Annotated in this window: 12 protein-coding genes; 1 reads left to right on the top strand and 11 read right to left on the bottom strand. The window is 65.5% G+C overall.

Translation table 11 applies throughout. The features are described 5' to 3' along the window. The first annotated feature begins 68 nt into the window (after positions 1–68). Positions 69–548 carry a hypothetical protein gene (locus Q5923_RS07175; protein WP_303133126.1) on the top strand — a complete coding sequence of 160 codons (480 nt, stop codon included), beginning with the start codon at positions 69–71 and terminating at the stop codon, positions 546–548. Between the two features lie 174 nt (positions 549–722). Here the strand turns inward: Q5923_RS07175 and ade are convergent, their stop codons facing one another. The 11 genes from ade to Q5923_RS07120 form a co-directional block, all read right to left on the bottom strand. Continuing rightward, entirely contained in the window at positions 723–2,552 is a 1,830-nt protein-coding gene (gene ade, locus Q5923_RS07170; RefSeq protein ID WP_303133124.1) for an adenine deaminase, read from the bottom strand. 54 nt (positions 2,553–2,606) lie between these two features. Beyond that, positions 2,607–3,989, bottom strand: a complete 1,383-nt coding sequence (locus tag Q5923_RS07165) for an NCS2 family permease (RefSeq protein WP_303133122.1) — start codon at positions 3,987–3,989, stop codon at positions 2,607–2,609. 237 nt (positions 3,990–4,226) lie between these two features. Beyond that, positions 4,227–4,733 carry a xanthine dehydrogenase subunit XdhC gene (gene xdhC, locus Q5923_RS07160; RefSeq protein WP_303133121.1) on the bottom strand — a complete coding sequence of 169 codons (507 nt, stop codon included), beginning with the start codon at positions 4,731–4,733 and terminating at the stop codon, positions 4,227–4,229. Beyond that, entirely contained in the window at positions 4,733–5,614 is an 882-nt protein-coding gene (gene xdhB / locus Q5923_RS07155; protein ID WP_303133119.1) for a xanthine dehydrogenase subunit XdhB, read from the bottom strand. The genes xdhC and xdhB overlap by 1 nt, the downstream gene beginning before the upstream one ends. Further along, positions 5,614–7,956 carry a xanthine dehydrogenase subunit XdhA gene (gene xdhA / locus Q5923_RS07150; protein ID WP_303133117.1) on the bottom strand — a complete coding sequence of 781 codons (2,343 nt, stop codon included), beginning with the start codon at positions 7,954–7,956 and terminating at the stop codon, positions 5,614–5,616. Before xdhA ends, xdhB begins: the two co-directional genes overlap by 1 nt. Before the next feature lie 611 nt (positions 7,957–8,567). Then, positions 8,568–9,365, bottom strand: a complete 798-nt coding sequence (locus Q5923_RS07145) for a BMP family ABC transporter substrate-binding protein (RefSeq protein WP_303133201.1) — start codon at positions 9,363–9,365, stop codon at positions 8,568–8,570. Positions 9,366–9,380: 15 nt separating this feature from the next. Next, entirely contained in the window at positions 9,381–9,587 is a 207-nt protein-coding gene (locus Q5923_RS07140) for a hypothetical protein (RefSeq protein WP_062529507.1), read from the bottom strand. Positions 9,588–9,670: 83 nt separating this feature from the next. Continuing rightward, positions 9,671–10,168, bottom strand: coding sequence for a nucleoside deaminase (locus Q5923_RS07135; RefSeq protein ID WP_303133115.1), 498 nt, complete (start codon positions 10,166–10,168; stop codon positions 9,671–9,673). Between the two features lie 114 nt (positions 10,169–10,282). Continuing rightward, on the bottom strand, positions 10,283–11,383 hold the full coding sequence (locus Q5923_RS07130; protein WP_303133114.1) for a BMP family protein: 1,101 nt from the start codon (positions 11,381–11,383) through the stop codon (positions 10,283–10,285). A gap of 193 nt (positions 11,384–11,576) precedes the next feature. Beyond that, positions 11,577–12,512 carry an ABC transporter permease gene (locus Q5923_RS07125; protein ID WP_009277992.1) on the bottom strand — a complete coding sequence of 312 codons (936 nt, stop codon included), beginning with the start codon at positions 12,510–12,512 and terminating at the stop codon, positions 11,577–11,579. Further along, complete coding sequence (locus tag Q5923_RS07120; RefSeq protein ID WP_072499784.1) at positions 12,512–13,627, bottom strand: ABC transporter permease; 1,116 nt, start codon at positions 13,625–13,627, stop codon at positions 12,512–12,514. The genes Q5923_RS07125 and Q5923_RS07120 overlap by 1 nt, the downstream gene beginning before the upstream one ends. Positions 13,628–13,630: the final 3 nt, after the last annotated feature.

Below are 13,630 nucleotides of genomic sequence, written 5' to 3'. Positions count from 1 at the left end.
GCTCCCATCGGGTATCTTTAGTTGACCGAGGCCAAGCGCCCCTTGAGGGCGAGGAAGAGAGGTGCGACATGCTCGAGGCAGAGGAGGCCAAGAGGATCGCCGGCGAGGCGCAGCCGGGACGCGAACGCGCCGAGGCGGACACGCTTTCGGGCAATGCGCTCAAGTGGGCCATGAAGAACGCCATCGGCCAGACGGACACGCGCATCCGTATGTACGCGACCTACGGGCGCAGGTCCCTGACGGTGAAGTTCGCGCCGGGCGAGGGAGACGGCAGGGGCAGCGGCAACTCGTTCTACAACGACCTGCTGGCGAACAGCAACATGATCGTCGCAGACGCGATGAGCGACATCATCTACGGCCGGGAGCAGTCGCTCATCAGCCCCCTTCAGCAGGCGCGCCTGCTGAACGAGTACAACGCGCAGCTGGTGCACTTCATCCGCACGCTGCGCCGGCTGGGCTACGACGTGAAGACCGGCACCGAGGCATCAGACGACGCCGAGGGAGGAAACGCCCACCGCGACGACAGCACGATCATCGTCAGCTGGTAGACCCACCAGGACTGGCTCCGGACGTCCAAGGAGAGAGGGGCGGGGGCCGGCGGCGGGTGCGTGCGGCGCCCCCCCCCAGGGCGGCCCCAGCCAGGGGGGCCCCCGCCCCGGGAGCTGACACGGGCCTCTTGGTGCTTGCGTGGCCTAGCCTTGCGGCATGTCCTTAGGGGGGGACTAGTCCTCGACCACGAGGGACTCGAACTGGAAGGTGTCGGTGTTCACCAGGCCGCGGTTGGTGAGACGCAGGCTGGGGATGCACGCGAGCGAGAGCAGGCCCATGGTCATGAAGGGCGAGGGCATGGTGCAGCCCATGCTCTTCCAGGCCTCCTCGACCTTCTCGACGTCCGCCGCCACGTCCTCGACGTGACGGGGGCTCATGAGGCCGCAGATGGGAAGCGCGACCTGGCCCAGGATCTTGCCGTCCTCGACCGCGCACTCGCCGCCGCCGCACTCGACCAGGGTCTTTGCGGCCAGCGCCATGTCGGCGTCGTTGTCGCCGACGACCAGCAGATTGTGGGCGTCGTGCGCGACGGTCTGCGCCAGGGCGCCATGGATGCCGAAGCCCTTGACGAAGCCGTAGGCGAAGCTGCCGGTGTCGTGGTGGCGCTCGAAGACGAAGGCCTTGAGCAGGTCGTTCTGGGAGTCGGCCACGAGCTGGCCGTCCTTGATCGGGGCCTGGGCGAGGGTGCCCTCGGTGATGGTGGAGCCAGGGGCGACGACCATGGTGCGAACGGTCGCGGTGTCACCGGAAAGCGCGTTGCCCTTGGAGTCCACCGCGGGAATCTGGAAGGTTGCCTCGCTGATGTCGACCGCGACGTGCATGGTGTCGGTCATGAACTCGGGATACTGGTAGGAGCCGGCCTCGAAGAGCGCCTTGCCGTCCTCGGCCACGACCTCGCCGTCGATGATGGTGCGCGTAACGTGGAAGTCCTTGAGGTCGTCCAGGAAGACGATGTCGGCGCACTTGCCGGGGGTGACGGAGCCCATGTCGGTCCCCATCTGGAAGTAGGTGGCAGCGTTGATGGTCACCATCTGGATCGCGGTGATGGGGTCGATGCCCTCGCGCACGGCCATGCGCAGAATGCGGTCGAGGTGGCCGTCGGAGACGAGCGTGTTGGGGTGGTTGTCGTCCGAGACCAGGTTGCAGAGGCGCGTGTCGACCTTGCCGTCAGCCACGGCGGGAGCCAGGTCGTGGAGGTTCTGCCAGGCGGAACCCTCGCGAATCTGCGCGTACATGCCCAGACGCAGCTTGGCGAGCACGTCCTCGGCGCGGATGGACTCGTGGCAGGACGAGACGCCCGACGCGATGTATGCGTTGAGCCCGCGGTCGGTCTCGCAGACGCTGTAGTGCCCCGTGACGGTCGCACCGACCTTCAGGGTCTCGTTGACCTCCTCGATGGCGTTGTCGGCGCAGGAGAGGATACCCGGGTAGTTCATCATCTCGCCGAGGGCGACGACGGAGTCCCAGCCCATGGTCTCCTTGATGCCCGCGGCGTCGACGGAGGCACCGGTGTCCTCGAAGCCCGGGACGGCGGGGACGCAGGACGGCGTGGTGATCATGGCCTTCAGGGGCACGCTCTTGGCGACCTTGGCGACCTCGGCCACGCCCTCGAGCCCGGTGACGTTGCAGAGCTCGTGGGGATCCCAGTAGATGCCGGTGGTGCCGTGGGGCACGACTGCGCGCGCGTACTCGTCGACGCCGACCATCGAGCTCTCGACGTGGATGTGGCCGTCCATGAAGCCGGGGGTGACGTACTGACCCTTGGCGTCGATGACCTTGGTCTTCTCGCCGATGCAGTGGTCGGCGGTGTAGGGGGCGATGCCCAGGTAGGCGACGCGCCCCTCGGCGATGGCGATGTCGGTGTCCTCCAGGATCTCGTGCGTGGTGACGCTGACGAGCTTGGCATGGCGGATCACCAGGTCAGCGGGCTCCTGGCCCTGCGCCACCCTGACGAGGGTGCGGTTGCATTCCCACAGGGGCTTCTTGCAGAACTTGTTGAGCATGGTGCGATCCCTTCTCTTTGACCGGCTGTTGCGAGGTCGCAGCCGCGACCAGACCTACACGAAGAAGTACTTGGCCACGAACAGGAGCGCTATCACATACATTGCCACACTGACCTTCTTCCGGCGCTCCGTTCCGCCGAGCGTGTTGATAACGACGTACGAGATGAAGCCCAGGGCCATTCCCTCGACGATGCTGTAGGTGAAGGGGATGGTGAAGAGGCAGATGAAGGCGGGCATGGCCTCGGACATGTCGGAGAAGTCGATCGCGAGCAGCGACGAGATCATCAGGAAGCCGACGATGACCAGGGCGGGAGCCGTGGCGAACGAGGGGATGGCCAGGAAGATGGGCGAGAGGAGTAGGGAAATCAGGAACATGATGCCGGTGACCAGCGAGGTGAGGCCGGTCTTGCCGCCGGCGGCGATGCCGGCCGCGCACTCGACGACGGAGGTGGTGGCGGAGGTGCCGGTGACGGCTGCGGTCAGGACGCCCACGGACTGGGCGACGAGGGCGTTCTTGAAGCGCGGGAACTTGCCGTCTTCCTGGAGTACGCCGGCCTTGGAGGCGGACCCCACGAGGGCACCGAAGGTCTCGGAGATGTTGGTGAAGAGGTAGGCGATGACCACGGTGGCGAAGCCGACGCTAAAGACCTGCGAGAAGTCCATCTTCATGAAGGTGAGAGCCATGGAAGGGACGGAGAGGCCGCGGGAGAAGTCGGGGATCAGGCTGCCGTAGCCGGCCGCGGGGTCGGGGACGTAGACGCCCGCCAGCTGGCAGACGAGGCCGAGCGCCCAGGTGATGAGGATGCCGAGAAGGATGTTGCCCTTGACGTTGTGGATCATGAGGAGCGCGGTGATGACGATGCCCACGAGGCCCAGGAGCGCGGAGATGCCGCCGGTGGCGAAGCTGCCGTCCTGCATGCTGCTGTGGAAGGGGAAGATGGTGATGAGCGTGGAGGGACTGTCCACCACGATGCCGGCGTTCTTGAGACCGATGAGGGTGATGAAGAGGCCGATGCCCGCCGTGATGGCGAACTTGAGGCTCAACGGGATGGCGTCCAGGACGACCTCACGGATGTTGGTGAGGGCGATGACCAGGAAGATGAGGCCCTCGACGAAGAACGCCGCGAGCGCGACCTCCCAGGTGTAGCCCATGCTCAGCACGACCGTGTAGATCATGAAGGCGTTGAGTCCCATTCCCGGGGCGAGGATGAAGGGATAGTTGGTGGAGAGGGCCATGAGGCAGGTGCCGAAGGCGGCGGTGACTGCCGTGGCGGTGAAGACCGCGCCGGGGTCCATCCCGCCGTCACCCAGGATGGAGGGGTTGACGACGAGGATGTAGGCGATGGTGACGAAGGTGGTGATGCCTGCGATTATCTCCGTCTGGATGTTGGTTCCGTGCTCTTCCAGGTGGAAGAACGACTGAATCTTGTCCTTCATGAGCGAGCGATCCTTTCTTGGCGAGTTTGCAAGAGTGTCCCTAGAGGGCGGCCAAAGTCGCCTCCTCTCAGCCCTGACGTGGCGCGGAGCCATAACTTCTATGAGTGGAACCAGACCACGCCCTGGCGTGGTCCAAACATGGGGGGCCGTCGTGACTCTTGGTCCCCTACCTGTTTTTGCGAGGGATGGTGCCTGACTGGCGGTGCGGCGGGGCGGCCTCCGCACCGCGCTGGTCGACTAGGCGGTGGTCGTCTCGTCTGCCCCCACGCGCTCGTGGCAGAACTCGACGGCCTTCTCCACCGCGTTCATGACGTCCTGGTAGCCCGTGCAGCGGCAGAGGTGGCCCGAGAGCTGCTTGCGCAGCTCGTCCCTGGTGTAGGTCTTGCCGGAGTTTGCTATCTCGACCGTGCTCATGATGAGCCCGGGAATGCAGAAGCCGCACTGGACGGCGAACTCGTCCACGAAGGCCTGCTGGACGGGGTGGAGCGTTCCGTCTGCGGCCTGGAGGCCCTCGACGGTCAGGATCTCCTTGCCCTGGGCCCAGTCGGTGAGGTAGAGGCAGGTGTCGGTGGCGACGCCGTCGATGAGGACGGTGCAGGCGCCGCACTCGCCGACCTCGCAGCCGCGCTTGACGCTGGTGAGGTGGAGGCGGTTGCGCAGGGTGTCGAGCAGGGACTCGCGCGGGTCATAGCCCACCTGGACTTCCTTGCCGTTGACCGTGCACTTGAGGATTCTCATGTCCATTAGATCTCTGCCCCTCCCTTGCGCGCGGCCTCTGCGAGGGAGCGCTTCGCCATCTCCTTGATGAGCTGGAGCCTGAACTCCTTGGAGGCGCGCCAGCTGTCGCGGGGGTTGGTGTCCGCCTGCGCCAGCTCTCCGATCCTCTCGACCGCGTCTGCGATGGGAAGCCCGCGCACGCCGCCCTCGGCTCCCCTCGCCCTCATGGGCGTGGGCCCTGCCACCCCGAAGGCGAGGCGGATGTCGTCGACGGTCCTCTTGTCGGCCGAGAGCTTGACCAGGCAGCAGCAGCCCATGGTCGCGATCTCGAGCGCGCGGCGCTTGCCGTACTTGAAGTAGTGGCCGGTGAAGCCCTCATAGTGGTCCTTGGGGATGCGGATCTTGACGAGGACCTCGTCGCGCTCCTTGGTGGAGCGGCCGGGGCCCGCATACCACTCCTCGATGGGGATGGTGCGCTCGCCCTTGGGACCCCTCACGTCGAGCAGGGCGCCGTAGGCATAGAGGGTCGACGCGGAGTCCGCGGAGGTGGCGGCGTTGCAGACGTTGCCACCGATGGTGCCGGACACGCGCAGCTGGGGGCCGCCGGGGGTGTCGCAGGCGTCGCCCAGCGTGGGGACGGTCGCCTGGATCACGGGACTCGTGGTCACATGGTGGAACCAGGTGATGGGCCCTATCTCCACGGTGCCGTCCTCGGCAAGGGTGACGCCATCGAGCTCGTCGTGGAGCTCGTGGATCGAGACGAGGTGGGCGCCCGAGAACTTGCCCTCGCGCACCTTCACGAGGACGTCGGTGCCACCGGCGACCACGATGGCCTGGGGGTCGTTCGCGAGGGCCTGGACGGCGTCGTCCACGCTGGTCGCGCAATGGAGCGATTCGATGTCATACATTAGATGAGACCCTCCTTCTTGAATCCCTCGAAGAGGCGCTGAGGGGTCATCGGCTCCTCGTAGAACTTGACGCCGGTAGCGTCCAGGATGGCGTCGCGGATCGCCGCGGCGGGCGAGATGATGGGCGTCTCTCCCACCGCCTTGTTGCCATAGGGGCCGGTGGGGTCGTCCGTCTCGACGAACTGGGCCTCGAGGTCGGGCACGTCCATCGTGGTCGGGATCTTGTAGTCGAGCAGCGTGGGGTTGAGCACGCGGGCGGTCTTGGGGTCTATGAGGAGCTCCTCGTAGAGGGCGAAGCCGATGGACTGCGCCATGCCCCCGTGGACCTGCTGCTCGACGAGCTTCGGGTTGATGAGGCGTCCGGAGTCCTGGATGTTGATGATCTTGTTGACCGTGACCTTGCCCAGCGGCATGTCGACCGTGACGTCGGCGAAGCTGCAGCCCACGGCGATCGTGTTGGTGTGCACGTTGGCGGTGGAGCGGGCGTAGAGCTGGTCGTTGTGGTTGGTGTTGTAGTAGGCCTCGAGCGCGAGCTCCGCAAGGTCGATGACCTTGTTGCCCACGCAGTCCCAGATGGCGTGGTCGTGCAGGTCGAACTCGCCCTGGGCGCCCGGATAGAGGTAGTGGGCGTAGTCGATGATCTGCTTGTGCAGCTTCTCTCCGGCCTGCTTGACGGCGGTGCCGGACACGTAGGTCTGGCGGGAGGCGTAGGCGCCCGCGTCGTAGGGCGTGACGTCGGTGTCCTGGAACGAGACGATGTGCACGTCCTCGGTGTCGACGCCAATCGCCTCGGCGGCCATCTGCGAGAAGACGGTGTCGGCGCCCTGGCCGATCTCGGTCGCGCCCATCTGGAGCTGGAAGCTGCCGTCCTGGTTCAGCGTAATCGCCGCGGTTGCGGTCTCGAGCGCGAAGGGGGCGACGGCGGTCTTGTAGACGAAGAACGAGACGCCCACGCCGTGGCGGATGGGGCCGGTCTCGTTGGCGTACTCGGCCCTCTTCTTGTCCCACTCGATGTACGCCTTGCCCTTCTCGGCGCACTCGGGCAGGCCGCAGGTGTGGGCGGCGATGTAGTTGCCGGGGCTGAACTCGTCGTAGTAGCCCTCGTAGATGGCATTCTTCAGGCGGAACTCGACGCCGTCCCAGCCCATGTCGTGGGCGATGTCGCTCATGAGGCACTCGGCGGCCCAGTTACCCTCGGGCACGCCGTACGCGCGCATGGCACCGGTGTGCGGTCCGTTGGTGTGGATGGTCCAAGCCTCGCAGCGAACCGCGTCCTCCTGCTTGTGGTACAGCCAGCGGAAGGTGTTGACCGAGTTCAGGACCAGGGCGTGCCCGTGATGGATGTAGCCGCCGGTGTTGGACCAACCCTTGATGGAGCGGGCGCGGAGGTTCATGTCGTCGTCGACGGCGGCCTCGACGTCGAAGCTCTTGGGCTGGCGTCCGCTGGTGGCGTAGAAGAGCTCCTCGCGGCTGAGCTCGAGGCGGACGGGACGCCCGCCGACCTGCCTGCAGAGCCAGGCGTTCAGGGGCTCGTAGTGGATGTCCTGCTTGGTTCCGAAGCCACCGCCGATATAGGGCTTGATGACGCGGACGTCACCCCAGGGGATGCCCAGGGCCTGGCCGATGACGCGGCGGCAGATGTGCGGGATCTGGGTGGAGGACACGCAGACGATCTTGCCGTTCTCCTCGTAGCAGTAGGAGGTGCAGGTCTCGATGTGGACCTGGGACTGCTCGCCCGTCTCCATGTGAATCTTGTAGTGGTGGTACCTGGGGTCGTTGACCGCGTCCTCGACGGAGGAGTAGCCCAGCCTGGCGAGCTTCTCGTCGTCCGTCTTGGCCAGGGTGTGCGCCACGATGTTGTCGGGCTTGCCCTCCTGGACGGGGTGCTCGGTGCCCTTCATCGACTCGATGGGGTCGTAGACGACGGGGTACTCCTCGTACTCGACCTTGATCTTGGCCAGGGCGCAGTCGCAGGCCACGGTATCCTCGGCCACGACGGCGGCGATGTTGTCGCCGTAGATGCGCACGCGCGCGTCGAGGAGCTTGCGGTCGGGAAGGTCGCGCTTCTCCTTCTTGGACTCGGCGTACCAGGGGTGCCCTGCCACGGGGTACGGGTGGTCGGGCACGTCGAAGCAGGTGAAGACCCCCACCACGCCAGGGACCTTCTGCGCCTCGCTGATGTCGATGGACTTGACGACGCCGTTGCCGATGGTCGAATGCAGGATTCGAGCCTCCAGGCAGGGCTTCGGGCAGAGGTCGTCCGTGTACATGGCACGTCCGGTGACCTTGTCGTACGCGTCGACGCGCACCAGAGGCCTGCCGACCTCCCTCAACTTCTCCATGGTTCACCCCTTCGCTTGGTTACCCCACGCCACCAGGCATTCCCTCTTTGCCCGGCGTCCCTCTCTCCGCGCTCCCCATGGTGCGAGGGGCGTAACTTCCTATGCTACAAAAGTCAGGTCCCGGCGATGTCGCGCTCCCGACCCGCAATGCCGAAGTACGCGCTGGGATGTCGTGGGCGCAATCCCCTGCGCGCCCGCTCCCCCTGCCTCCGAGGCGAGAAATGCTGGCTCGAAACCAGCCATTGTTTAGCCCTCCCCCACCTCGTTAGCAACTTCCATGCTATCAGTGCCTGCGCCTTACGCTTTTTCTCGGCTGCCGCATACGGTACGAAAGGCGCGGCAAATGGCAAAAAGTTTGTTTGCCTATCTATTTTTTCGTTATGTTTTTTTATATATAACGCCTCGCTTGCGTGACCATGTCCTTTGCAATTGTTTAGATGGATAAGAGAGAAGCTTAGAAAGGGGCGGTGGCACCCCGCAAGGTACCACCGCCTCGGCAGCGCGGATCGCGAACGGCCGAAGGGCTAGAGCGTGGACCTCACGGCCTCGATCTCGGCCTCGGTGAGGAAGCTTCCCCCGGAGATGAGCTTGACGTAGTCCCCGATCTTGTCCTAGACGTCGGCGGGAACCTTGTCGGAGAACTTGCCCAGCGAGATGCCCCCGTTTGACATGTCTGCGGAGATGGTCCTGCCGGAGCCGAACTCGCCCTTCTCTATCTCGTCCATGGCCTGGTCGATCTTCCAGTCGATGACCGTTGAGGTGACGACCGTCGCCTGCCCCTCCCCCGCGATGTCGATGGGCTGGGCGATGTCGAAGTGGGTATCGGCCCCAGCCTCCTCCAGCGCCTGGCGGGCACCATTGTCGACCGCCGAGGCGTCGCCCCACATGACGTCGACGTCGTTGGCAGCGATCCAGTTCTCGGTCAGGCGCGCGCCCAGGGAGGCGTCGGTGAAGCCGGCCTCGAAGTTGTAGTGGCCCTCGACGCCAGGGGTGACCTTCTGGGCAGCCGCGAGGTAGGCCGCGTACTTGGTGAGGGTCATGGGCAGCTTGGCGCCGCCGATGAAGCCGATGCTCTTCGTCTTGGTCATGAGGCCTGCCACCACGCCGGCAAGCGCCCCCGACTGGCTGAGGTCGGTGAGCACCGTCTCGAGGTTGTCGAGGGTCTGGTAGTCGGCCAGGTCGACGGCTGGGTCGGTGTTGGTGATGAGGAAGTGGACCTTGGGGTGCGACTCCGTCGCCTCCGCCACGACCTCGGCCCAGACCGATGCGAACTCGTTGCCGGCGCCCACGATGAGGTCGACGTCCTGGTCGACGTAGCTCTGCGCGGCATCCGCCGCATCGGCGTCCGCCACGCTTTCCTTGGGCTCGAGCATCTCCCACTTGGGGTGGGACTCGATGGCGCGCTTCAGGGACTCGTAGTGGCCCTAGCCCCAGCCGCCGTCGTTCTTTGGGCTGCTGATGACCATCACCACGCGCTTGGGCTGGCCATCTTCGCCCGTTCCGGGATCGGCGCTGCCGCCGGAGCCGCATCCCGCGAGCAGCCCTGCGGCGAGGGCTGCGGACCCAGCCCCAAGGGCCAGGGCCTCGCGCCTGCTCGGCATTGCCTTGCGAAGTCCAAGAATGCCACTCATTGACTAGCTTCCCTTCTCCTCAAAGACCAACCGGTTCTTGCATTCGTCTCTCGTCCGACGCCTGGCGAGAGCCACCGTCGACCTCAGTCCCAGTAGCCCCGGTGGACGTCCGCGGCCTCCTGTTCGAGCTCCTCGAAGGGTCCGACGACCTCGATGTCCTTCTGACCCGCCGCAAACACCTGCCGGCAGGGCAGATCGAAGGTGGGATTCTGCTCGTTCGCGCCCGTGAGGCGCAGCAGCGACCGCTCGGTCATCGCGTAGACGACCCTGCCCACGCCCGCCCAGTAGATGGCGCCGGAGCACATGGCGCAGGGCTCTGCCGAGGTGTAGAGCGAGCAGTCCGCGAGATAGGGCTTGTCGAACATCTGCGAGGCGCGGTCGACCAGCTGGGTCTCGGCGTGCCCGGTGCAGCGGTGTGTGTCGATCTCGATGTTCTCCTGCTCGAGCAGCACCTCCCCGTCCGGGGAGACCAGGATTGCCCCGAAGGGGGTGTTGCCGTGCTCGCGCGACCGGCGCGAGACCTCGATGCACCTCCTCAGCAGTGCGACGTCCTCCTCGTGGGTGAAGTCCTTCCTTGCCATGCGACCTCCCGTCCGCGCGACGGGCATCCCCGCCGCCTGAAAAGTGCGGCGCCGGGGTGCCCGCTGGACATCCCGGCGCCGCTTTGGGGCGTCTTGGCGCCTGTGCGCCTTGGCCTAGAGGGTGGAGGCGATGGCCTCGACCTCTGCGTCGGTCACGAAGGAGTCGCTCTTGATCTGCTCGGCGAGCTCCTTGATCTTGGCCTGGACGTCCTCGGGGACCTTGTCCGAGAACTTGCCCAGCGAGACGCCGCCGTTGGACATGTCGGCGGTGATGACCTTGCCGTCGCCGAACTCGCCCTTCTCGATCTCGTCCATGGCCTGGTCGATCTTCCAGTCGGTGACGGTGGAGGTCACGACGGTGGGCTGGTTGGCACCGGCGATGTCGATGGGCTGGGCGATGTCGAAGTGGGTGTCGGCACCGGCAGACTCGAGGGCCTGGCGCGAGCCGTTGTCGACTGCGGAAGCGTCGCCCCACATGACGTCGACGTTGTTGGTGCTGATCCAGTTCTCGGTCAGCTTGGTGCCCAGGGAGGCGTCGGTGAAGCCGGCCTCGAAGTTGTACTGGCCCCTGATCTCGGGGTTGATCTTCTGGGCGGCGGCCAGGTAGGCGGCGTACTTGGCCTCGGTGGAGGGGAGCTTCATGCCGCCGATGAAGCCGATGCTGTTGGTCTTGGTCATGAGGCCGGCGACGACGCCCGCGAGGGCTCCGGTCTGCTTGAAGTTGGGCAGCACCGTCTCCACCTTGGCGAGGGACTTGTAGTCGGCCATCTCGGAGGTGGGGTTGGTGTTGGTGATGAGGAAGTGGACCTTGTCGTTGCCCTCCGCGTCGGCGACGACCTCGGCCCAGTCGGAGGCGAACTGGTTTCCGTTGCCGATGATAAGGTCGACGCCCTGGTCGACGTAGCTCTGGGCGGCGGTGGCGGCATCGGCGTCGGGCGTGTTCTCCTTGGGCTCGAGCATCTCCCACTTGGGGTGGGACTCGATGGCGCGCTTCAGGGACTCGTAGTGGCCCTGGTCCCAGCCGCCGTCGGTGATGGTGCCGGACATGATCATGGCGACCTTGTAGCTGCCCTCGGAGGAATCCCCGCCCGCTGCCTTGTCGTCGCTGCCGCTTCCGCCGCTGCAGCCGGCGAGGGCGACCGTGGCCGCGGATCCGAGGCCCAGCGCGATGGCCTGACGCCTGTTAAGCATGAAGTTGAACTTGGACTCGCTCATGGTAGTTCCCTTTCTAAGAAGACATTCCTGCCACTGACACATGCGAAGAACTTCCAACCTCGTGTCTCTGTGCTGTGCCCACTCCCTTCGACTCGATGGCCAAAAGGCCCAGAGTTTATATCCCATTCTTGCACGCTGAACGGTGCTTTTGTAAATCGCGCTGCCCAGCGGGCGTTGCCCGGGCGGCAGCGGACTAACGCGACTCGCGGTAGTAGGGCTGGCCGTTCGCCTTGGGCCCGGCGTGCCTGGAACCGAAGAAGATCAGGGCGATGATCGTGAAGATGTACGGGATCATCTTGAAGAACATGACGGGCGCGGCGTTGAACTGGGCCTGCAGGGCGACGTTGAGCCCGTCGAAGAAGCCGAAGAGCAGGCTCGCGGCCATGATGCCCACGGCGCTCCAACGACCAAAGATGACCGTCGCCAGCGCGATGAAGCCGCGGCCCATGACGATGCCGTCGATGTAGATCGGGGTCATGCAGACCGAGAGGAACGCCCCGCCCATGCCAGCCAGCGCGCCGCAGGCGACGCAGGCCACGAACTTGATGCGGATGACGTTGATGCCCAGGGTCTCTGCAGCCTGGGGGTTCTCGCCCACCGAGCGGAACGAGAGGCCGCCACGGAAGCTCTTGAAGAAGTAGGTCACGAGGGGCACCAGGATGAAGGCGAGATAGGCAAGGAGCTGCTGACCGAAGACCGGCCCACCTATGTAGGGTATCGCGCTCAGCCCCGGGATCTGGATCCTCTCCATGATGACGCCGGTGGCGTTGGCGGAGTTGGATCCGACGAACATGTTGTAGCCGAAGAGCGCCAGGGCGGGCGCAAGGATGTTGATGGCCATGCCCACGACCACCTGGTCGACGCAGAGCGTGACGGTGCAGAAGGCGTAGATCATGTTGATGGCGATGCCGGCGACGATGGCGGCGCAGACGCCGAGCCAGAGGTTGCCCGTCATCTTGCCCACGGCGAAGGCGACGAAGGCGCCCACGGCCATGATGCCCTCGAGGCCGATGTTGACCAAGCCGGCGCGCTCGGAGAAGAGCTCGCCCAGGGCGGCCAGGAGGATGGGCACGGCACTCAGGGTCGTGGCGTTGAGGATCGTGGGCAGTGAGGTCATGAAGAAGTCCATTACGCCGTCACCTCCGCTTTCTTGTCGGTGGCGACCTCAGGCTCGTTCGCGCCCTGCTTGGGTCCACGGGAGCTGAAGAACGCAATGATCTTGGGGAGCTTGACGATGGCCATGCCGGCGACGGCGAAGATGATTATCAGGCCGCGGATGATGTCGACGATGGCGGTGGGGACGCCGATGACGCTCTGCATCATGGTGCCGCCCGTGTTGAGGATGCCGAAGAGGATGGCGACCAGCATGGCAGCTATGGGGTTGAGCTGCGAGATGAGGGCGATGGCCACGCCGTCGAAGCCGAAGCCCGCACCGAAGCCCGCCGCCAGGCGGTAGGGGGTCTTGCCCAGGAGCTCGACGGCGCCGCCCATTCCGGCGATGGCGCCCGAGATGACGAAGGCGAGAAGGACGAGCCTGTTCACCGGGAAGCCGCTCACGCGCGAGGCGATGGGGTTCATGCCCACGGCGCGAATCTTGAAGCCGAAGGAGGTGCGGAAGATCAGGTACCACAGGAAGAGGCCCAGGAGGACGGCAAGGATGACGCCCACGTGCATGCCGCCGATGCCGGGCAGGCGCGCGGCGTTGGGCATGGCGAGGGTCTTGGGAAGGCCGTTATCCGAGAGGAGGTTCTTGAAGACGTACTCCATGAAGTACATGGCGACGTAGTTGAGCATGATCGTGGTGATCATCTCGTTGAGACCGCGCGTGATCTTCATGATGCCGGGAAGCAGGCCCCAGAGGCCGCCCACGACGATGCCGGCGGTGAGGCCGCAGAGCATGCCGACGGGGCCGTCGAGGCCAAGGCCCAGGACGACGGTGGCGGCGGCGCAGCCACCCATGATGAACTGGCCCTCTCCGCCGAGGTTGAAGACGCCGCACTTGTAGGCGAACACGGCGCAGAGGCCGGTGAAGATCAGCGGGCAGGAGCGCTCCAGGGTCTTGGCGACCTTGGAGAGGGAGCCCAGGGAGCCCTGGAGCATGGCGGCGTAACCCTGAACGGGGCTCTTGCCGAGGCACGCGATGATGATGGCCCCCACGATGAGCGCGAGGAGGACCGAGACGACGGGGGTGAGCGTCGTCAGCAGCTTCTCGCGGCTGTTGTCAGAGCTAGAGCTCTTTGCCATTGT

The organism is uncultured Olsenella sp., assembly GCF_959602185.1.
Lineage (GTDB): Bacteria > Actinomycetota > Coriobacteriia > Coriobacteriales > Atopobiaceae > Olsenella_I > Olsenella_I phocaeensis.
The sequence above is the reverse complement of the archived record's forward strand: the minus strand, read 5'-3'. Positions and strand labels throughout refer to the sequence as shown.

Excerpts from the sequence above, each read along its gene's own strand:
- Q5923_RS07165 (WP_303133122.1), bottom strand. The coding sequence starts at position 3,989 with ATGAAGGACAAGATTCAGTCGTTCTTCCACCTGGAAGAGCACGGAACC.
- Q5923_RS07175 (WP_303133126.1), top strand. The coding sequence starts at position 69 with ATGCTCGAGGCAGAGGAGGCCAAGAGGATCGCCGGCGAGGCGCAGCCG.
- Q5923_RS07125 (WP_009277992.1), bottom strand. The coding sequence starts at position 12,512 with ATGGACTTCTTCATGACCTCACTGCCCACGATCCTCAACGCCACGACC.
- Q5923_RS07140 (WP_062529507.1), bottom strand. The coding sequence starts at position 9,587 with ATGAGTGGCATTCTTGGACTTCGCAAGGCAATGCCGAGCAGGCGCGAG.
- xdhB (WP_303133119.1), bottom strand. The coding sequence starts at position 5,614 with ATGTATGACATCGAATCGCTCCATTGCGCGACCAGCGTGGACGACGCC.
- xdhA (WP_303133117.1), bottom strand. The coding sequence starts at position 7,956 with ATGGAGAAGTTGAGGGAGGTCGGCAGGCCTCTGGTGCGCGTCGACGCG.
- ade (WP_303133124.1), bottom strand. The coding sequence starts at position 2,552 with ATGCTCAACAAGTTCTGCAAGAAGCCCCTGTGGGAATGCAACCGCACC.
- Q5923_RS07135 (WP_303133115.1), bottom strand. The coding sequence starts at position 10,168 with ATGGCAAGGAAGGACTTCACCCACGAGGAGGACGTCGCACTGCTGAGG.
- Q5923_RS07130 (WP_303133114.1), bottom strand. The coding sequence starts at position 11,383 with ATGAGCGAGTCCAAGTTCAACTTCATGCTTAACAGGCGTCAGGCCATC.
- Q5923_RS07120 (WP_072499784.1), bottom strand. The coding sequence starts at position 13,627 with ATGGCAAAGAGCTCTAGCTCTGACAACAGCCGCGAGAAGCTGCTGACG.
- xdhC (WP_303133121.1), bottom strand. The coding sequence starts at position 4,733 with ATGGACATGAGAATCCTCAAGTGCACGGTCAACGGCAAGGAAGTCCAG.